This is a genomic window from Paraburkholderia graminis C4D1M (assembly GCF_000172415.1).
Classification (GTDB): Bacteria; Pseudomonadota; Gammaproteobacteria; order Burkholderiales; family Burkholderiaceae; genus Paraburkholderia; species Paraburkholderia graminis.
Map to the genome: position 1 here is coordinate 170681 of NZ_ABLD01000001.1, position 18458 is coordinate 189138.

At 64.1% G+C, this 18458-nt stretch carries 15 protein-coding genes; 7 read left to right on the forward strand and 8 right to left on the reverse strand.

What is annotated here, in order from left to right:
- Positions 1 to 56: 56 nt before the first annotated feature.
- A complete protein-coding gene (locus BGRAMDRAFT_RS00825) occupies positions 57 to 2045 on the reverse strand; it encodes a sigma-54-dependent Fis family transcriptional regulator (protein WP_006046717.1) in 1989 nt (662 codons plus the stop codon).
- A gap of 436 nt (positions 2046 to 2481) precedes the next feature.
- Between BGRAMDRAFT_RS00825 and BGRAMDRAFT_RS00830 the strand changes: the two genes are divergently transcribed.
- On the forward strand, positions 2482 to 2772 hold the full coding sequence (locus BGRAMDRAFT_RS00830) for a DUF1488 family protein (RefSeq protein WP_006046718.1): 291 nt from the start codon (positions 2482 to 2484) through the stop codon (positions 2770 to 2772).
- 30 nt (positions 2773 to 2802) lie between these two features.
- Here the strand turns inward: BGRAMDRAFT_RS00830 and BGRAMDRAFT_RS00835 are convergent, their stop codons facing one another.
- The 4 genes from BGRAMDRAFT_RS00835 to BGRAMDRAFT_RS00850 form a co-directional block, all read right to left on the reverse strand.
- Entirely contained in the window at positions 2803 to 4104 is a 1302-nt protein-coding gene (locus BGRAMDRAFT_RS00835; RefSeq protein ID WP_006046719.1) for an NCS2 family permease, read from the reverse strand.
- Positions 4105 to 4205: 101 nt separating this feature from the next.
- A complete protein-coding gene (locus tag BGRAMDRAFT_RS00840) occupies positions 4206 to 4979 on the reverse strand; it encodes a slipin family protein (protein WP_006046720.1) in 774 nt (257 codons plus the stop codon).
- Positions 4976 to 6721, reverse strand: coding sequence for an NfeD family protein (locus BGRAMDRAFT_RS00845; RefSeq protein WP_044020030.1), 1746 nt, complete (start codon positions 6719 to 6721; stop codon positions 4976 to 4978). The genes BGRAMDRAFT_RS00840 and BGRAMDRAFT_RS00845 overlap by 4 nt, the downstream gene beginning before the upstream one ends.
- An 88-nt stretch (positions 6722 to 6809) precedes the next feature.
- Positions 6810 to 7847 carry an AraC family transcriptional regulator gene (locus BGRAMDRAFT_RS00850; protein WP_006046722.1) on the reverse strand — a complete coding sequence of 346 codons (1038 nt, stop codon included), beginning with the start codon at positions 7845 to 7847 and terminating at the stop codon, positions 6810 to 6812.
- Positions 7848 to 8057: 210 nt separating this feature from the next.
- Between BGRAMDRAFT_RS00850 and BGRAMDRAFT_RS00855 the strand changes: the two genes are divergently transcribed.
- The 6 genes from BGRAMDRAFT_RS00855 (at position 8058) to BGRAMDRAFT_RS00880 (ending at position 15533) form a co-directional block, all read left to right on the forward strand.
- On the forward strand, positions 8058 to 9191 hold the full coding sequence (locus tag BGRAMDRAFT_RS00855) for an acyl-CoA dehydrogenase family protein (RefSeq protein ID WP_006046723.1): 1134 nt from the start codon (positions 8058 to 8060) through the stop codon (positions 9189 to 9191).
- Between the two features lie 95 nt (positions 9192 to 9286).
- Entirely contained in the window at positions 9287 to 10990 is a 1704-nt protein-coding gene (locus BGRAMDRAFT_RS00860) for an AMP-binding protein (RefSeq protein ID WP_006046724.1), read from the forward strand.
- A gap of 105 nt (positions 10991 to 11095) precedes the next feature.
- Positions 11096 to 12604, forward strand: a complete 1509-nt coding sequence (locus BGRAMDRAFT_RS00865) for a CoA-acylating methylmalonate-semialdehyde dehydrogenase (protein ID WP_006046725.1) — start codon at positions 11096 to 11098, stop codon at positions 12602 to 12604.
- A 27-nt stretch (positions 12605 to 12631) separates the two neighbouring features.
- Entirely contained in the window at positions 12632 to 13558 is a 927-nt protein-coding gene (gene mmsB / locus BGRAMDRAFT_RS00870) for a 3-hydroxyisobutyrate dehydrogenase (RefSeq protein WP_006046726.1), read from the forward strand.
- Entirely contained in the window at positions 13558 to 14376 is an 819-nt protein-coding gene (locus BGRAMDRAFT_RS00875) for an enoyl-CoA hydratase (protein ID WP_006046727.1), read from the forward strand. Before mmsB ends, BGRAMDRAFT_RS00875 begins: the two co-directional genes overlap by 1 nt.
- Positions 14373 to 15533, forward strand: a complete 1161-nt coding sequence (locus tag BGRAMDRAFT_RS00880; RefSeq protein ID WP_006046728.1) for an enoyl-CoA hydratase/isomerase family protein — start codon at positions 14373 to 14375, stop codon at positions 15531 to 15533. Before BGRAMDRAFT_RS00875 ends, BGRAMDRAFT_RS00880 begins: the two co-directional genes overlap by 4 nt.
- 79 nt (positions 15534 to 15612) lie before the next feature.
- Here the strand turns inward: BGRAMDRAFT_RS00880 and BGRAMDRAFT_RS00885 are convergent, their stop codons facing one another.
- The 3 genes from BGRAMDRAFT_RS00885 to BGRAMDRAFT_RS00895 all read right to left on the reverse strand — a co-directional run bounded on the left by BGRAMDRAFT_RS00885 (position 15613) and on the right by BGRAMDRAFT_RS00895 (position 18266).
- A complete protein-coding gene (locus BGRAMDRAFT_RS00885; protein ID WP_006046729.1) occupies positions 15613 to 16440 on the reverse strand; it encodes a hypothetical protein in 828 nt (275 codons plus the stop codon).
- 84 nt (positions 16441 to 16524) lie between these two features.
- Positions 16525 to 17121: a tetratricopeptide repeat protein gene (locus tag BGRAMDRAFT_RS00890; RefSeq protein WP_006046730.1), complete on the reverse strand. Its 597-nt coding sequence runs from the start codon at positions 17119 to 17121 to the stop codon at positions 16525 to 16527.
- A 176-nt stretch (positions 17122 to 17297) separates the two neighbouring features.
- On the reverse strand, positions 17298 to 18266 hold the full coding sequence (locus BGRAMDRAFT_RS00895; protein WP_232292198.1) for a helix-turn-helix domain-containing protein: 969 nt from the start codon (positions 18264 to 18266) through the stop codon (positions 17298 to 17300).
- Positions 18267 to 18458: the final 192 nt, after the last annotated feature.

Below are 18458 nucleotides of genomic sequence, written 5' to 3' on the forward strand. Positions count from 1 at the left end.
GTCACACTTTACACGGTCGCGCGGTCTTTCCTGGCGGCCGTCGCTGTATCGACGCTTCAATGAGTCGTGCCGGCCCGCCGCAAATAGCGGTACACCGTATTGCGCGCGAGTCCCAGTTCGCGTGCCGCCGCCGACACATTGCCGTCCAACCGCGCAAGCGTCTGCGCGATCAACGTGGCCTGCCAGTCTTCCATGCGCGACGGCGCGGGCGTCTGACTGCTACCTGGATTGCTGTCCATCGCGTCGTCGCAGGTTCGCAGAGACGAGCGCGAGTCGTCGTTCGCCGCGGCATCGGCGCAATCATGCAGGAAGTCTTCCGGCAGATCGTCGAGTTCGATTTGATCCGCGCCTTCGGCCATGATGCTCGCGGTGCGCAGCACGTTCGCCAGTTGCCGCAGATTGCCGGGCCAGCGGCATTGCATGAAGCGCTCGAGCACTTGCGGCGAAACGCGGCGCGGCACGCCGTCGCCCTCGCACTGAAGTTCCAGCACACGCGCGATGAGCGCTTCCAGATCCGTGCGCTCGCGCAGCGCCGGCAACGTCACAACGAGTCCGTTGATGCGGTAGTACAAGTCCTCGCGGAAGATGCCTTCCTCGATCATCGCGCGCAGATTGCGGTGCGTCGCGCAGACGATCCGCAGGTCGACCGGAATGGCGCGCGTGCCGCCGAGCGGCACCACGCTGCGCTCCTGCAGCACGCGCATGAGCCGCACCTGCTGCGCGAGCGGCATATCGCCGATTTCATCGAGGAACAGCGTGCCGCCGTCGGCCTGCACGATCTTGCCGACACTGCCGCGTTTTTTTGCGCCGGTGAACGCGCCGTCTTCATAGCCGAACAGTTCGGCTTCGATCAGGCTGTCGGGCAGCGACGCGCAGTTCAACGCGACGAACGGCGCCGTGCGCCGCGGCGAATCGTGATGGATCGCGCGCGCGAGCCATTCCTTGCCGGTGCCCGTTTTGCCGAGGATCAGGATCGGAATGTCGCGACCGCGCACCTTGCCGACGCGCCGCAGAATCGCGGACATTTGCGCGTCGCCGGTGTCGAGTGTTTCAAGTGTGGCTGGCGTGACATTGGACGGCGATTCCACAATCCGCGCCGCGTGACGCGCGCCATGCGTTGTCAAGCCACGCGCCGTGCCGACAACATCCGCTGCCGGCGCGACATAACGCTGCGCCGAATACTCGCCGCGCGCGACGACGCGCACGCCGCTCGGCAACGTCAGCACGATATTGTCGCCCGGCGCGCGCGCGATCCGCTGCAACACGTCGGCGAACGCGGCGCCGAACAGCGCCTCGAACGGCTGCACCTGCAACGCGGGGAGCGCTTGTCCGAACTGGAACAGCGCACTGCGGTTGGCCGACAGGAATGTGCCGTCGGCGGCGAACGCGGCGAGTCCCTCAAACAGCGTGCCGATGAATTCGGCGCGCGCGTGAAAGTGCACGCGCAACGCATCGGCGAATTGATTGGAGAACAGATGATTTTCGATCATCTGCGCCGACATTCTGACGAGCGCCAGCGTGTGCTTGTGAAAGCCGCGCGTGTCGCCGCTCACGTCGAGTGCGCCGATGGTGCGCCCGAACGGATCGGCGATGGGCGCGCACGAGCAGGTGAGAATGCGGTTCGCGTGCAGGAAGTGTTCGTCGGCGTGAACCACGGTCGGCTGTCCGTCGACGAGCGCCGTGCCGATTGCATTCGTGCCGCGGTCGGCCTCGGCCCATGACACGCCCGGACACAGCGCGACGCGATTCGCTTTCGCGACGAAGTCGCTGTCGCCGAGACTATGGAGGATCACGCCCTGGCTGTCGGTGAGCAGCACCATGCTTTGCGTGTCGACGATCTGCGCATGCAGCGTTTCCATGACGGGCAGCGCATGCGTATACAGCGACTGATTGCACTCAACCAGTTCGCGCAGCGCAGGCCGGCGCAGCGGCTGAAAATCCGGCATTTCCGACGCGCGCAGCCCGAGTTCGAGCGAGCGCGCATGAGCTTGCGCGATGACATCGGGCCGACCGATGCGGGACGGCGTGGCGGGGCGATGGCTCAAGGCATGTCTCCGGTATTCGGATGCGGCGGGTGCGTTGCCCGCCGTTCGATGCCGCAGCGCAGCATGCGCGCTTGCGGGCGAATACCGATATTACAGGAGCCGAAGCCGCGCGCGTCGCAGGGAAAACACCCGGCGCGGGTCGGTAGGCACGCAAGCGCCATGCACGCTTCGTGCGCAATCGCGTGCGCAATTCGCGGGCAACTTCGCACCTGGATCAAGCGGCGGAAAGGAAAACTTGCGCCGCGCAGGAACTCGTCTAAAGTGAATCAAATCATCCTCGCGACGCGCGAATGGCGCGTTTCCGCATGCGACGGATGACGAGCCCGCGTCGCCGGCATTGGACAAGGAGGAGGCAGCCCGGGGCGCGATCAGATGTAACCGGCGTGCGCATTACCCATGCGAATCATGCGCGGCGCCTAACTTCCAGGTGACTCCCATGCAGATCCTTTTCCCGAATGAAAATCCTGAGTATTCAGGTCGCGAACTCACCCTGGCGTTTCCGGCGCTGGTCGATGGGCAGAGGGTGGAGTGCATGATCACCGCGGAAGCGCTCGAAGATCATTTCGGCGCCGCGTCGCCGCGTCTGGAAGACATGGTCGGCGCGTTCGACACGCACCGCGAGCGCATCGAAGCCGCCACGCGTCGTCTGCTCTCTGAGACGAGCGCGCAATGCGTCGTGCTGCGCAGCGGCTATGTGCGCTTTTATGAAGCGAACTGGCGTGCCTGAGCGCATCGGCACGCCGCGGTTCGCAAGAACTTACTCGCTGCCGAGGTAGAAATAGCGGAACAGGAAGATCGCCGCGATGATCCACACGACGAGCTTCACCTGGCGCGCGCGGCCGGTCAGCAACTTCAGTCCCGCATACGAGATGAAGCCGAACGCGACGCCATTCGCGATCGAGTAAGTGAACGGCATCAGCAGAGCGGTTAGCGCGGCCGGCACGACTTCGGTTGCGTCGTCCCACGGCAGGTCGAGCATTTCGCGCAGCATCAGGCACGACACGTAGAGCAGCGCCGGCGCCGTCGCGTAGCCGGGCACCACGCCCGCGAGCGGCGCGAAGAACAGCGCGGCAAGGAACAGCACGGCCACCGTGACCGCCGTCACGCCGGTGCGCCCGCCTGCCTGCACGCCCGACGCGCTTTCGATATACGCGGTCGTCGACGACGTGCCGAGCATCGAGCCCGCCAGAATGGCGGTGCTGTCCGCAAGCAGCGCGCGGTTCAGCCGATGCATCTTGCCTTCCACCAGCAGACCCGCGCGATTGGCCACGCCCATCAGCGTGCCCGTTGCATCGAACAGTTCAACGAGGAAGAACACCAGGATCACGTTCAGCACGCCGGTGGACAGCGCGCCGCGAATGTCGAGCTGGAACAGCGTCGGCGAAATCGACGGCGGCGCGGACACGATGCCGTGGAACTGATTGCCGCCGAAGAAAAAGCTCAATACGGTCACGCCGACAATGCCGATCAGGATCGCGCCGCGCACGCGCAGATAGTCGAGCGTGACGATCGCGAAAAAGCCGATGATCGCGAGCACCACATGCGGGTTATGCAGATCGCCGAGCGTGACGAGCGTGGCCGGATTGCCGACCACGACGCCCGCCGTCTTCAGCGAAATGATCGCGAGAAAGAGGCCGATGCCGCCGGTGATGGCAATGCGTATCGAGTGCGGAATGCCGGTGACAATGACCTCGCGCACGCGAAACAGCGTAACGACGAGAAACAGGCACCCGGAGATGAACACCGCGCCGAGCGCGGCTTGCCACGTAAAGCCCATGCCCTTGACGACCGTGTACGCGAAGTACGCGTTCAGGCCCATGCCCGGCGCAAGCGCGATCGGGTAGTTCGCATACAGACCCATGATCAGCGAGGCCAGCGCGGCGACGAGGCAGGTCGCGACGAACACGGCGTCTTTCGGCATCCCCGCGTCGCCCAGAATCGCCGGGTTCACGAAGATGATGTAGGCCATCGTCAGAAAAGTGGTCAGGCCGGCCAGCACTTCGGTGCGCAGATTGGTGCCGGCGGCGTCGAGGCCGAAATAGCGTTTTATGGAATCCATATGGCGGGTCTCTCGTCGTAGGGGCGAGATGATACCTTGCCAGCGCGTGGGGCGCAGCCGCAAGCGAATTTACGATGTCGCCAGGCAACGGTGCGCGCGGCTTACGGCTCGCGTGGCTTCGTCAGACGGTCCACCACGGCGTTCAGCATATCGACCGGCAGCGGAAACACGATGGTCGAGTTCTTGTCGGCGGCAATCGTCGTCAGCGTTTGCAGGTAGCGCAACTGCATGGCTTGCGGCTCGCGCGCGAGCGTCTGCGCGGCCTGCAGCAATTGCTGCGACGCCTGCAATTCGCCTTCCGCATGAATCACCTTCGCGCGACGTTCGCGCTCGGCTTCGGCCTGACGGGCAATCGCGCGGATCATCGTTTCGTTGATGTCCACATGCTTGATCTCGACGATGGCGACCTTGATGCCCCACGCATCGGTCTGCGCATCGAGCACTTTCTGGATGTCGGCGTTGAGCTGTTCGCGATCGGCGAGCAGTTCATCGAGTTCATGCTTGCCGAGCACCGCGCGCAGCGTGGTCTGCGATAGCTGGCTGGTCGCCTCGAAATAGCGCGCCACCTGGATCACGGCCTTCTCCGGATCGACCACGCGAAAGTACACCACCGCGTTGACCTTGACCGAAACGTTGTCGCGCGTGATCACGTCCTGCGGCGGCACGTCGAACACGACCGTGCGCAGGTCGATGCGCACCACCTGCTGCACGACCGGAATAATCAGCACGAGCCCAGGCCCCTTGACCTTCCAGAAGCGCCCGAGCATGAACACGACGCCGCGTTCGTACTCGCGAAAGATCTTTATCGACGACGCAATCAGCGCGGCGATGAGCAGAATCAGAATGCTGCTGAAGCCGAATGTGAAACCGATCATGAGGTTTTTCCTCCGAGAGAGGGGTGTTGTTGTTGCTGTTGTTGCTGTGCTTGCTGTTGTTGGAGCGCCTGCGCGGCGGCGACGGGCTCCACCGTGAGCGTCAGCCCCTGGCGCGCGGTCACGCGAACCGCGTCGCCGGCCGCGAGCGGAACCGCGCTCGACACCTGCCAGCGCTCGCCGTTGATCCGCGCCCAGCCGGCCAGGTTGCTGTGTGCCGCGCCTGGGTCTGCGGCCGCGTCTGAGGCGGCCACGAGACCGCCTTCGAGCACCACGCCGACGCTGCCGATCAGCCCTTCGGAACCCGTCACCACCGGCCTGCGCCGCGCCCGCAGCGCGAGCTGCGATACGCCCAGCACGAACAGCACGCTGAATACGGTGACGGCGGCGATCATCGGCAGCGGGATGCCGTAGCCGGGCACGTCCGTGTCGATCAGCATCAACGCGCCGATCACGAACGCGACAATGCCGCCGAAGCCGAGCGAACCGAAGGTCGGCAGAAACGCCTCGCCGATCAGAAACGCGATGCCGAGAAAGATCAGGCCGAGGCCGACGTAGTTGACCGGCAGCATCTGCATGGCGAACAGCCCGATAAGCAGACTGATCGCGCCGACCACGCCGGGCAGCACGAAACCGGGGTTCGCGAATTCGAAGAAGAGGCCGTACATGCCGAGCATCAGCAGCATCAGCGCGACGTTCGGATCGGTGATGACCGCGAGGAAGTGGCTGCGCCAGTCGGCTTCGAGCGTGACGACGGGCGCATGCGCCGTCGCGAGCTTGACGTTGCCCGCGCTCGTTGCGACGGTGCGGCCGTCGAGCTGACGCAGCAGATCGGGCACGTCGCGCGCGTTGAGGTCGACGACGTGCTGCGCGAGCGCGTCGGCGGCGGTGAGGCTCACCGCCTCGCGCACCGCGCGCTCGGCCCAGTCGGCGTTGCGCCCGCGCATTTGCGCGAGGCCGCGGATATAGGCGGCGGCGTCGTGAACCTGCTTGCGCAGTTCCGTCGATTGGGTGTCGAGCGGGAGTGTGGTGGGGGAGCGGGTTGATGCCGGGCTTGTCGTGGCGCTCGCGCCGCTTGCGCTGCTGGCGGCACCAACGCCGCTAGCAGAACCGCCCGGCGCCGGCGCTTGCGGCGCGCGATCGCCCGTGCCCGGCAGGCGCGGCGTGCCGTCTCCCGGAGGCTCCGTGCCGCCGATGCCCATCTGGATCGGCGTGGCCGCGCCGAGGTTGGTGCCCGGCGCCATCGCCGCAATATGGCTCGCGTAGACGATGTAGGTCCCCGCGCTCGCGGCTCGCGCGCCGCTCGGGGCGATGAACGTCGCGACCGGCACCGGCGAGCCGAGGATCGCCTTGATGATCTGCCGCATCGACGTATCGAGCCCGCCCGGCGTGTCCAGTTGCAGCACCGCGAGTTGCGCGTGACTGTCGGCGGCGCGCTGCAGACTGCGCACGATGAAGTCGGCGCTCGCAGGTCCGATCGCGCCGCTGACGGGAATCACGACCACGCTGTTGAGCGCTTGCGCAGCGGCGTTCTGTCCACTGACGGGCGCAGCCTGGGCCACAGCCGCATCTTCGCCCGACGCGAAGCCAGGTACGAACCCAGGCCCAAACAGACCCCCAACCGCGAACGTCAAAAGCATCCCGAACGCGGTCATGCCGCGCAGGAACCGGCGCGCGACACCGCCGCGGATAAACGGCCGGCGCGCGCCAGACTGCCGGAACGGGCGACGTGAAGACGTGCTCATGGCTAACGGGCGCCGCGTGCCGTCGACGGATACGAAGACGGACCGGCGCGGGCCGACCCTCCAGGAAGACTGGCCTGCTTCTTACAGCTTAGTCCGATTCCGCGCGCCGCGTGAGGTCCGCGCGCGCCGGACGATAGTCGGTGGGCCGCATGCCGGTCCATTTGCGGAACGCGCGATGAAACGCGCTCGGCTCCGCAAAGCCCACCGACGCCGCGATGTCCGCAATCGTGCGGCGGGACTGCTGCAGCTCGCCAATCGCAATGTCGCGCCGCAGGTCGTCCTTGATCGACTGATACGTATGGCCTTCCTGCTTCAGACGGCGCCGCATGGTCGCCTCGGCGACGTTCAGGCGCGCGGCCATCTGGTCGGCGGCGGGCCAGCTCGCCATCGGCAATGCGCGCAGCGTTTTGCGCACGCGCGCGGCCAGCGAACCCGGATTGCGGTATTTGACGACGAAGCTCGCCGGCGCGTCGCGCAGAAACGGCTTGGCCGAGTTCGCCGTTTGAATCACCGGCAGTTCGAGAAACGCCGGCGAGAGGTCCACGTAAGACTCCGGTTGATCGAACGCCATGTCGTCGCAAAACATCAGCCGGTATTCATGCGCGGCGGGCGGCTCGGCGCAGCGAAAGCGCGCTTCGATCAGCGGAATGCGGCGTCCGACCAGCCAGCACAACAGCCCATAAACGACGATGAAATACGTCGCGTACGCAAACATCGCGGGCGGCCGGGTTCCCTCGCGTTCGACGAACGTGAGACGCACGCGCTCCGCGTCGGTCTCGACGCGCGCGCCGAGATCGTCCAGCACGAGCCGCATGAAACCGATTGCGCGCGACAGCGCCTGCGCACCGTTGCGCGCCGTGAGCGCCGTCTGCGTCATCGCGATGAAGCTGCCGAATTTCATGCGATGCGAGTCCTGACCGAAAAATTCATCGTCGAGCGCGCGTGCGATGCCGACCCACAACGCGCCGTATTGCGCCGACGACACGCGGCTTTTCGGCGACGCCAGCATCGGCGCGGCGATGCCGGCGGCTTCCGCGAGCTGCAGCGCATCCACACCGCGGGCCGCCGCGAGCGCGAGTGTTTCGTTGACCAGCGCAACGGAGATGGTGCCTTTTTCGGTTTTCATCGGCGATGGTTCGGCAGGGTAGTTGAAGTGGCAATCGCGCTCAACGTTTTGCTTATCAGAGAAGCTTTAATGCGGCAAAAACGCTGCCGTTGCCGCACTGCATGGTATCAGTATGGCAAATGCGCTCACACATAATGATCGCGCTGAGCATCGAAGCCGGCGGCCGGCTTGCCTACACTTGCTTCGAACGCAAGCACAGGACTCACGCTCATGGACAGTTTCTACACCGAAGAACAACGCATGATCCGCGACGCGGCACGCGACTTCGCCACCGAGCGCCTCGCGCCGAACGCCGCTCAATGGGATCGCGACGCGCAACTGCCCGCGGACGTCGTGAGACAAATGGGCGAGCTTGGCTTTCTCGGCATGATCGTGCCGCCGCAGTGGGGCGGCTCATACACCGACTACGTGGCCTACGCGCTCGCGCTCGAAGAAATCGCCGCGGGCTGCGCCGCGTGTGCGACGCTGATGAGCGTGCATAACTCCGTCGGCTGCGGACCGATTCTGAACTTCGGCAGCGACGCGCAGAAAGACCGCTATTTGCAGGACCTCGCGACCGGACGGCGCATCGGCGCATTCTGTCTGACCGAGCCGCAGGCGGGCTCCGAGGCGAACAATCTGCGCACGCGTGCGGTGCTGCGCGACGGCAAGTGGATACTCAGCGGCAGCAAGCAGTTCGTGACGAACGGTGCGCGCGCCGACATCGCCATCGTGTTTGCGGTCACGGACCCGGATCGCGGCAAGCGCGGCCTGTCCGCGTTTATCGTGCCGACCGATACGCCGGGCTTCAACGTCGGCAAGCCCGAACACAAGCTCGGCATTCGCGCATCCGACACTTGCCCGATTTCGCTCGACGACTGCGCGGTGCCCGAAGCGAATCTGCTCGGCGAACCGGGCGAAGGCCTGCGTATCGCGCTGTCGAACCTGGAGGGCGGACGCATCGGCATCGCGGCGCAAGCCGTGGGCATCGCGCGCGCCGCGTTCGATGCCGCGCGCGCCTATGCCAGCGAGCGCATGCAGTTCGGCAAGGCGCTGAAGGATCATCAGACCATCGCCAACATGCTCGCCGACATGGCCACGCGCCTGAACGCCGCGCGCCTGCTCGTGCATCACGCAGCGCGGCTGCGCTCGGCGGGCGAGCCGTGTTTGTCGGAGGCATCGCAGGCGAAACTGTTCGCGTCGGAAATGGCCGAGCAGATCTGCTCGAACGCGATCCAGATTCACGGCGGCTACGGTTATCTCGAGGACTACGCGGTGGAGCGCCATTACCGCGACGCCCGCATCACGCAGATTTACGAAGGAACCAGCGAAGTGCAGCGCATGGTGATCGCGCGTCACGTTTGAACGCTGCGCGAGCCGAGTTTGAGCGCAAAATAGCTTGCGGATAAAACTAAACCCGAGCAAACGCGGACCGATACCGCGCCCATCAGGAGACGACCATGACTGCAGCGAAAGCATTTGTCGACGCACGCGATCTGTTATTGCGCCATCGAACCGACTATGAGCGCGCATACCGCGAGTTCGCGTGGCCGGTGCTGGACGAGTTCAACTGGGCGCTCGACTACTTCGACGTCATCGCGCGCGATAACGACAACCCGGCGTTGTGGATCGTCGACGATCCGGCAGGCGAGGGCCTGCGTTTGTCGTACGCGCAAATGTCGGAGCGCTCCGCGCGCATGGCCAACTTTCTGCGCGGCGTGGGCGTGCAACGCGGCGACCGCGTGCTGCTGATGCTGCCGAACCGCGTCGAACTGTGGGACGTGATGCTCGCCGCAATGAAGCTCGGCGCGATCGTGCTGCCCGCCACCACGCAGCTTTCCGCCGACGACGTGCGCGACCGCGTGCAGATAGGCGGCGCGAACTTCGTCGTGGTGGACAGCGCGGAGCTGTCCAAATTCGATTCGCTCGATGTGCCGTTGACGCGTCTATCCGTCGGCACGCCGCGCGACGGCTGGATCGATCTTGCGGCCGCGTATGACGCGTCGCCGCAATTCACGCCGCAAGGCGTCACGCGCGCCACCGATCCGCTGCTGCTTTACTTCACGTCCGGCACCACGTCGAAGCCCAAGCTCGTCGAGCATACGCATCAGAGCTATCCGGTTGGCCATCTGTCGACGATGTACTGGATCGGCCTGCAACCGAACGACATCCATTGGAATATCAGCTCGCCGGGCTGGGCCAAACACGCGTGGAGCTGCTTCTTTGCGCCGTGGAATGCGCAGGCCTGTGTGTTCGTTTTCAACTTCGCGCGCTTCGTGCCGAAAGACACGCTGAACGTGCTGGTGCGTTTCAACGTGAGCACCGTGTGCGCGCCGCCGACCGTCTGGCGCATGCTCGTGCAGGAGCCGCTCGCGGATTATCCGGTGAAGCTGCGCGAGATTGTCGGCGCGGGCGAGCCGCTCAATCCGGAGATTATCGAGCGCGTGAAGCACGCATGGGGCATCACGATACGCGACGGTTTTGGGCAAACCGAGACTACTTGCCAGATCGGCAATTCGCCGGGCCAACCGGTTGTCGCGGGTTCGATGGGACGTCCGTTGCCGGGCTACCGGATCGAACTGATCGACGCCGACGATCACCCTGTCACCGAAGGCGAAATCGCATTGCCGATCGGCGCCGATGGCAAGGACCGTCCGCTCGGTCTGATGACCGGCTACGCGAACAACGCGAAGGCGACCGCCGAGGCCATGCGCAACGGTTTCTACCGCACGTCAGATGTCGCACTGCGACGCGATGACGGCTACTACGTGTACGTGGGGCGCGCCGACGACGTTTTCAAATCGTCCGATTACCGGCTCAGTCCGTTCGAACTCGAAAGCGTGTTGATCGAGCACGAGGCCATCGGCGAGGCGGCGGTCGTGCCGAGCGCCGACGCGCTGCGCCTGTCGGTGCCGAAGGCTTTCGTCACCGTGCGCCAGGGCTACGAAGCCGGCCCCGAACTCGCGCGCGCCGTGTTCGCATTCTCGCGCGAAAAGCTCGCACCGTATAAGCGGATTCGCCGTCTGCAATTCAGCGAGCTGCCGAAAACCATCTCCGGAAAGATCCGCCGCGTCGAGTTGCGGCGCCGTGAAATGGAGCGGCAAGCCGAGCCGGCACGCTTGCCCGACGAGTACTGGGAAGAAGATTTCCCCGATCTGCGCTAGACGTCGTCAAGCGGTTTTATTCGATCGTACTTACTGTGCGTCGGCCACTGAGCCACGACGCACACCACAGAGCCACCACCGATTCACCGCATAGGAGTTTCCAGCATGAGCGCAATTGCCCCGGATACCGTCAAGCTGCTGATCAACGGCGAATTCGTCGAATCGACAACCACCGAATGGCGCGACATCGTCAATCCGGCGACGCAACAGGTGCTGGCGCGCGTGCCGTTTGCGACCGCCGACGAAGTCAACGAAGCGATCCGCTCGGCGCATGCCGCGTTCAGCACATGGAAGAACACGCCGATCGGCGCGCGCATGCGCATCATGCTGAAGTACCAGGCGTTGATTCGCGAGCATCTGCCGCGCATTGCAAAGACACTGAGCGCCGAGCAGGGCAAGACGATTGCCGACGCCGAAGGCGACGTCTTTCGCGGACTCGAAGTCGTCGAGCATGCGTGTTCGATCGGCACCTTGCAGCAGGGCGAATTCGCGGAAAACGTCGCGGGCGGCGTGGACACTTACACGCTGCGCCAGCCGCTCGGCGTATGCGCGGGCATCACGCCGTTCAACTTCCCCGCGATGATCCCGCTATGGATGTTCCCGATGGCGATCGTCTGCGGCAATACGTTCGTGCTGAAGCCTTCGGAGCAGGACCCGTTATCGACGATGCAACTGGTCGAACTCGCGTTGGAGGCAGGCGTGCCCAAGGGCGTGCTGAACGTCGTGCACGGCGGCAAGGACGTGGTCGACGCGCTCTGCACACATGAACTCGTGAAGGCGATTTCGTTTGTCGGCTCGACGGCGGTCGGCACGCACGTGTATCGCCTCGGCAGCGAGCACGGCAAACGCGTGCAGTCGATGATGGGCGCAAAAAACCACGCCGTCGTGCTGCCCGACGCGAATCGCGAGCAAACGTTGAATGCGCTCGCGGGTGCGGGCTTCGGCGCGGCGGGGCAGCGTTGCATGGCGACCTCGGTGGTCGTGCTGGTGGGCGCGGCGCAGCAATGGCTGCCGGACATCGTCGCCAGGGCGAAGACGCTCAAGGTCAACGCGGGCCACGAGCCGAACACCGATGTCGGTCCGGTAGTGTCGCGCGCCGCGAAGCAGCGCATTCTCGGGCTGATCGAAGCGGGCGTGAAGGAAGGCGCGACGCTCGCGCTCGACGGCCGCGACGTGAAAGTGCCTGGCTACGAGCAGGGCAATTTCATCGGCCCCACGATTTTCAGCGACGTCAGCACGGAGATGGAAATCTATCGCACGGAGATTTTCGGGCCGGTGCTGCTGGTGCTGAACGCGGCGACGCTCGACGACGCGATCGCGCTCGTCAACCGCAATCCGTTTGGTAACGGCGTCGGACTGTTCACGCAAAGTGGCGCGGCGGCGCGCAAATTCCAGAGCGAAATCGACGTCGGCCAGGTCGGCATCAACATTCCGATTCCGGTGCCCGTGCCGTTCTTCAGCTTCACGGGTTCGCGCGGTTCCAAGCTCGGCGATCTGGGTCCGTACGGCAAACAGGTCGTGCAGTTCTATACGCAAACGAAGACCGTCACCGCGCGCTGGTTTGACGACGACACGATCAACGACGGCGTGAACACCACGATCAGCCTGCGCTGAGCGAGCCGCAAACAGGGAGACGGCATCATGAAAATAGGCTTTATCGGACTCGGCAACATGGGCGCGCCGATGGCGCACAACCTCTTGAAGGCGGGCCATGCGGTCAACGTTTTCGATCTGAACGCACAAGCCGTGCAGGCGCTTGTCGATGCGGGTGCTAAGGCGGCCGCTTCGCCGAAAGCGGCGGTCGCCGACGTTGAATGCGTGATCACGATGCTGCCCGCGGCGGCGCATGTGCGGAGTGTGCTCACGGCAGAAGACGGTGTCTTGGCCGGCGTTCCGAAAGGCGTGACCATCGTCGATTCGAGCACGATCGATCCCGCCAGCGTGAAAGCGTTCGCGGAACTCGCGCGGCAGCACGGCAACACGTTCGTCGATGCACCCGTGTCCGGCGGCACCGGCGGCGCGGCCGCGGGCACGCTGACCTTCATGGTCGGCGGCAGCGCGAGCGCGTATGAAGCGGTGAAGCCGGTATTGTCGGCGATGGGCAAAAACATCGTGCATTGCGGCGACACGGGCACGGGCCAGGTCGCGAAGATCTGCAACAACCTCGTGCTCGGCGTCACGATGGCGGGCGTGGCCGAGGCCATGTCGCTCGGCGAAGCGCTCGGCATCGACGTGAAGGTGCTTGCCGGCATCGTCAATACGTCGACGGGGCGCTGCTGGAGTTCGGACACGTATAACCCGATGCCGGGCGTGATCGACAGCGCGCCGTCCTCGCGTGGATACAGCGGCGGCTTCGGCACGGATCTCATGCTCAAGGATCTCGGCCTCGCGACGGATGCGGCCAAATTCGCGCGTCAACCCGTCTATCTCGGCGCGCTCGCGCAGCAGCTTTATCAAACGATGAGCGCAAAAGGCGCGGGACGTCTGGACTTTTCGGTGGTCATCAAGCTTTATCGTCAAGGGAGCTTGAGTGACAACGGCAGCGACAGCACGAAGGGAGACGCGTAATGATCGAACTCGACTACGCGCACAACGGAACCGTCGCACAACTCACCCTCAAGCGCCCGCCCGCGAATGCGTTCACGCCCGAAGGCTTGCTGCAATTGCAGCAGACGGTGGAGCGGCTGAACGGCGACGCGCGCGTTCGTGCAATCGTCATCACTGGCGAGGGGCCGAAGTTCTTCAGCGCGGGCGCCGACCTCAACACCTTCGCCGACGGCAATCGCGACGTGGCGCGTGTCGCGGCGGCCCGCTTCGGCGCCGCGTTCGAAACGTTGCAGAATGCGCGGCCCGTGGTGATCGCCGCGATCAACGGTTATGCAATGGGCGGCGGGCTCGAATGCGCGCTCGCTTGCGACATCCGTATCGCCGAACAGCACGCGGTGATGGCGCTGCCCGAGACCGCGGTCGGCTTGCTGCCCTGCGGTTGCGGCACGCAGACGCTGCCGTGGCTCGTCGGAGAAGGCTGGGCGAAGCGCATGATTCTCACCGGCGAACGCGTCGACGCGGCGACCGCGTTGCGCATCGGTCTCGTCGAAGAGGTCGTGGAAAAGGGCGCAGCGCGCGAGGCCGCGCTGATTATGGCGGCGCGCGTCGCAGGGCTGAGCCCGCAGGCGGTCGGCTTCAGCAAGACGCTGATTCATCAGGCGCGCAACGGCGTGCCGCGTTCGGCTGCGCTCGCGCTGGAGCGCGAACGTTTCGTCGATCTGTTCGATGGAGCCGATCAGCGCGAAGGCGTCAATGCGTTCCTCGAAAAACGCGCGCCGCGCTGGGAGGTCATGCAAAGCGTAGATGCCGCCCGCGCAAACGAGGAGACGCAACGATGAGCGCCTTGCAAAGCGTCGCATCAGAATTCGCATCCGAAGCCGGCGCAGAGCCGGAACGCGAGATCCTGTTTCGCGTCGTCAACCGCGTCGCGATCATCACGCTAAACCGGCCCGCTGCGCTGAATGCGCTATCGCACGCGATGATTCGCGAGCTTGCGATGCTGGTCGAACATTGCCGCAACGACGACGGCATCGTCGCGCTCGTGATGAAAGGTGCTGGAAACAAGGGCTTTTGTGCGGGCGGCGATGTGCGCGAGGTGCACCGGCTCGCGAAGAACGGCGACAACCGCTGGCTCGCATTTTTCATCGACGAATACCGGCTCGATTACGCGCTGCATACTTTTTCGAAGCCGGTCGTCGCGCTGCTCGACGGCATTGCGATGGGCGGCGGCATGGGGCTCGGCCAGGCAGCGCGGCTGCGCATCGTCACCGAGCGCAGCAAGATCGCGATGCCGGAGACGCGCATCGGCTTTCTGCCCGACGTTGGCGCGACGCGCTTTCTCGCCGCGATGTCCGCGGAACTGGAACTGTATGTCGGCCTGACCGGCGCGACCCTGTCCGGCGCCGATGCGTTGCGGCTGCAACTCGCCGATCTGTGCGTGCCGGCCGACTGGCTCGCTTCTTTCGAAGAGCGCTTGCGGCGCATGCCGCATGACGGCGATCTGATGAGCGCATTGCGCGGCGTGTTCGAGCCGCCGTGCAACATCGTGCCGCACGCCGCGTTGGCGCAGTTGACGCCGCAGGTTCTGCGGCATTTCGACCGGCGTTCGGGCGTCGATAGAATCGTGGCGACGTTGCGGCACGATCTCGAACGCGACTTGCCGCGTGAAGTGAAGCAATGGCTGCAATCCACCTACGATGCGCTCGTCGCGCACTCGCCGACCATGCTTTACGTGACGCGCGAGGCGTTGTTGCGCGGCCGGCAGATGACACTCGCCGAATGCTTCCGGATGGAGCTCGGCATCGTCAAACGCGCGATCGAGGAGGGCGATTTCTGCGAAGGCGTGCGCGCGCAGTTGATCGACAAGGACCGCAAGGGACGCTGGGCGCCGGCCACGCTCGCCGAAGTGCGGCCCGAGCGGGTCAGGCATTTTCTGACTTCGCCGTGGAAGCGGGAAGCGCATCCGCTGGGCGATCTGGGTGTCGATACGAATTGATGCACCAGCCAGATTCACGACCAACCATGAGCCGCGATGACCGGAGCGGCCAACGCGGCACATGGAACGGAAAACGCGATCAGTTCACCTGCAACTGTCCGCCTCTTCCCAGGCCGCCCTTGACGTCCTGTGCCTTGTAGCTACGGAGCGCGACGACCATCTTGTTGTATGCGTCGATGAACGCCGCGACCGTCGCCTTGCCTTCCGGCGTCCTTGAGAATCCGCTCAGTCCGCCTCCTGCGCCGCCGCCGAGGCCGGCCAACGCCGCGCCATAGTTGGTCGCGGTCGAGTTGCCTTCGGCTGCCGATATTTGCAGCGCCGAACGCACATCGAAGAGCGTCAGTGTGACCACCGACGCCTTCGACTGCATGCCGCCCGCGATCTTGCCCAACGCATTGCCGCCGATCAACCCGCCCAGCACGCCGCTGACGCCGCCAATCGCCGAGTCGTTGATAATGATCTGCGGTTCCATGTAGTAGTCTGCCGCGACCCGTTGACCTTTCTGCTGTTTCGATCCGGCGCGGTACTCGCCGGAATTGCGCTGCAAACCCGTGATGCGCGACAGCCGTGCATCGGTCTTCTGATTGCCGATCGACGTGATCACAAAACAGTTCGATTGCTGTACTGCAAGACGCAGCAGCGGCTCGATCGTCGTGACCTGAGTCGCGCTGCCGAATGGACCGAACCAGTCTGCATTGCGTCCGTCGTCGACTGCAATCGTGCCGAGCGGCGCCTTGCAGCGCTCGAGCGTTTCGTCGGCGCCCGCGCTTGTCGAGCCACCGGCTGCACCGGAGACACCCGCGCTTTGTCCGCCAGTGGATACCATGCCCCCGCAGGCGCTTAGAGATCCGATCAAAATGATCGAGAAGACGCCCTTGGCGCTCCGATATGTCGAATTGAGCTTCATGTTTTGATGTTCTTGGAGGATGCGTGATGCAGTTGACGGAATATCAATGAGATGGCCGAGCGGATATGTTCTTTTCCAGATGTGTCAATACCAGTACCAGCCCCGGCCTTGCCAATAGCCCTGGTAGGGGTAATCGGCATACCAGTTGCCGTAAAGCGCACGCGCTTCTGTCTGCCACCGGTAGTAATCCTGATCGGATTGCTTGGCCGCTCGCGCTTGCGCGAGTAGTTTTCCCGACTCCTTATCGCCGCGTTCCGATGCGATCATCAGCCACTTCTCGGCCTCACGAGGATCGGGTCCCATCTCTTCGAGACCGAACAGATAAAAACGGCCCAGTGCTTTCTGTGCTTGCAGGTCGCCGCCTTCGGCCGCCTTGCGCATCCATTTGAGCGCCTGATAACTGTCCTGGCGCACGCCGTCGCCGCGAAAATAACGCAGGCCCAGGTCGTAAGCTGCACGCGGGTTGGTCTCCCCGGCTTTTACCAGCGCGGCGATGCGCCGGTCCGAATCTGTTTCGGCCGAATCGTGGCCGTTGCGCGAAGCGTCTAAGGCAATCTGACTTTTTGGCCGCTCGGCACATCCACTGTCGTCGCAAATGCGCACGAACTGACTCGCCGACTGATCATGCGCACAGGCCGCCAGAATCAGGACGGCCGATGGCGCCAATTGGCGATACCCCATTTGTGATCCCCGGTTCTGATTGTGAACTCGCGCCAGGAAACGCAAGCCGAGGTTAGCGTTGGGTCTTCCTGACGCGTATCTTCATAACTAAGACAGGCGGAAAAATAGTAGCAGTTGCGCGTTGCGCGCTTTTGCCTGAGCGTCTCTATTACTTGTCTGTGCGTCTCAGTGCATGTTCACTTGTCGAGCTTGTCCAGCACGTCGCGCAGCGAGCCTGGCGAGTGGCCGCCGCGGCGCGACGCGGCTGGCTGCGCAGGTTCCGCTGCGCCCCGCTCGCGGGCGTCGCTCGGCGAGCAGCCGAACGCCTGGCGAAAGCTACGGCTGAAGTGCGACTCGCTCTTGAAACTGTACTGGAACGCCAGCGTGGACAGCCGCTGTTTCCGGCCCTTCGGGCTTTCCAGTATCTCGCGGATTTTTGCCAGCCTGCGCTGCTGGATATACGCGGCGACGCCGGACTCGCGCGCGAACAGCCGGTACAGATGAGCGCGCGAAATGCCCACGTCGCGGCAGATCTGCTGCGGAGAAAGCTGCGCGGCCGTCAGATTCGCATCGATATAGCGGCGCACGCGGACCAGCAGCGCGTGGTTGATCTCGTTTTCGGCATCGGCGAGCGTTTGTGCCGATGGCGCCAGCGCCGCCGAGACCATCGCCAGTGTCGCCTGCTCGATATAGGGCATGTCGGCGGGCGACAGGTACGGCAACTGGCGCCGCAGCGAAATCATGTGGTCGCCGAGCAGGGCGCTCATCGGGCCTTGCAGCACGGCGCCATGCAGATTCGCCGAGCGGATGCGCGGCTCGAGCAGATCGCGGGCGATCGTCAGAATAACCGTGTCACCGGCTACGATTTCCGAATCGAGTTCGCGGGCCAGATCGAGTACATAGATTTTCGACGGCTCTGCTTCGATCGGCGTGCGAGCCGCATATCCGGATAGAGAATGAGTAATGCCGAGGCAGAGATAAAAATGATCGAGGCCGTCCCTGCGGATCATTTGCGCTGACCGCTTTACGCCATAGGCGACCGGTTCCTGCTGCCCGGCCCAGGTGCCGCAACCCATCAATAGAGAGCCGATATAGCCAGTGGAAAGATCGTAATTGAAACTGGAAGAAACCGACTTTTCGATATCGACGTCGAATATCGCGTTCACCTCGTCACGCCATACTTCAAATCGTTGCTCATTCGGGTACGGTTCAGTACAAAAGCGATAGAAATATGGATTCAATCTCGAACTCCGGGAGTGAAGGGTCATATTGCCGGATCTTTTGATTCAGTGTTGCACGCGTTTTCGACAATCATGCCTTATATGGAGAAGAGGTGTGATTCGTCTAAGCGCCTATTA

Excerpts from the sequence above, each read along its gene's own strand:
- BGRAMDRAFT_RS00830 (WP_006046718.1), top strand. The coding sequence starts at position 2,482 with ATGCAGATCCTTTTCCCGAATGAAAATCCTGAGTATTCAGGTCGCGAA.
- BGRAMDRAFT_RS00835 (WP_006046719.1), bottom strand. The coding sequence starts at position 4,104 with ATGGATTCCATAAAACGCTATTTCGGCCTCGACGCCGCCGGCACCAAT.
- BGRAMDRAFT_RS00840 (WP_006046720.1), bottom strand. The coding sequence starts at position 4,979 with ATGATCGGTTTCACATTCGGCTTCAGCAGCATTCTGATTCTGCTCATC.
- BGRAMDRAFT_RS00845 (WP_044020030.1), bottom strand. The coding sequence starts at position 6,721 with ATGAGCACGTCTTCACGTCGCCCGTTCCGGCAGTCTGGCGCGCGCCGG.
- BGRAMDRAFT_RS00850 (WP_006046722.1), bottom strand. The coding sequence starts at position 7,847 with ATGAAAACCGAAAAAGGCACCATCTCCGTTGCGCTGGTCAACGAAACA.
- BGRAMDRAFT_RS00855 (WP_006046723.1), top strand. The coding sequence starts at position 8,058 with ATGGACAGTTTCTACACCGAAGAACAACGCATGATCCGCGACGCGGCA.
- BGRAMDRAFT_RS00860 (WP_006046724.1), top strand. The coding sequence starts at position 9,287 with ATGACTGCAGCGAAAGCATTTGTCGACGCACGCGATCTGTTATTGCGC.
- BGRAMDRAFT_RS00865 (WP_006046725.1), top strand. The coding sequence starts at position 11,096 with ATGAGCGCAATTGCCCCGGATACCGTCAAGCTGCTGATCAACGGCGAA.
- mmsB (WP_006046726.1), top strand. The coding sequence starts at position 12,632 with ATGAAAATAGGCTTTATCGGACTCGGCAACATGGGCGCGCCGATGGCG.
- BGRAMDRAFT_RS00875 (WP_006046727.1), top strand. The coding sequence starts at position 13,558 with ATGATCGAACTCGACTACGCGCACAACGGAACCGTCGCACAACTCACC.
- BGRAMDRAFT_RS00880 (WP_006046728.1), top strand. The coding sequence starts at position 14,373 with ATGAGCGCCTTGCAAAGCGTCGCATCAGAATTCGCATCCGAAGCCGGC.
- BGRAMDRAFT_RS00885 (WP_006046729.1), bottom strand. The coding sequence starts at position 16,440 with ATGAAGCTCAATTCGACATATCGGAGCGCCAAGGGCGTCTTCTCGATC.
- BGRAMDRAFT_RS00890 (WP_006046730.1), bottom strand. The coding sequence starts at position 17,121 with ATGGGGTATCGCCAATTGGCGCCATCGGCCGTCCTGATTCTGGCGGCC.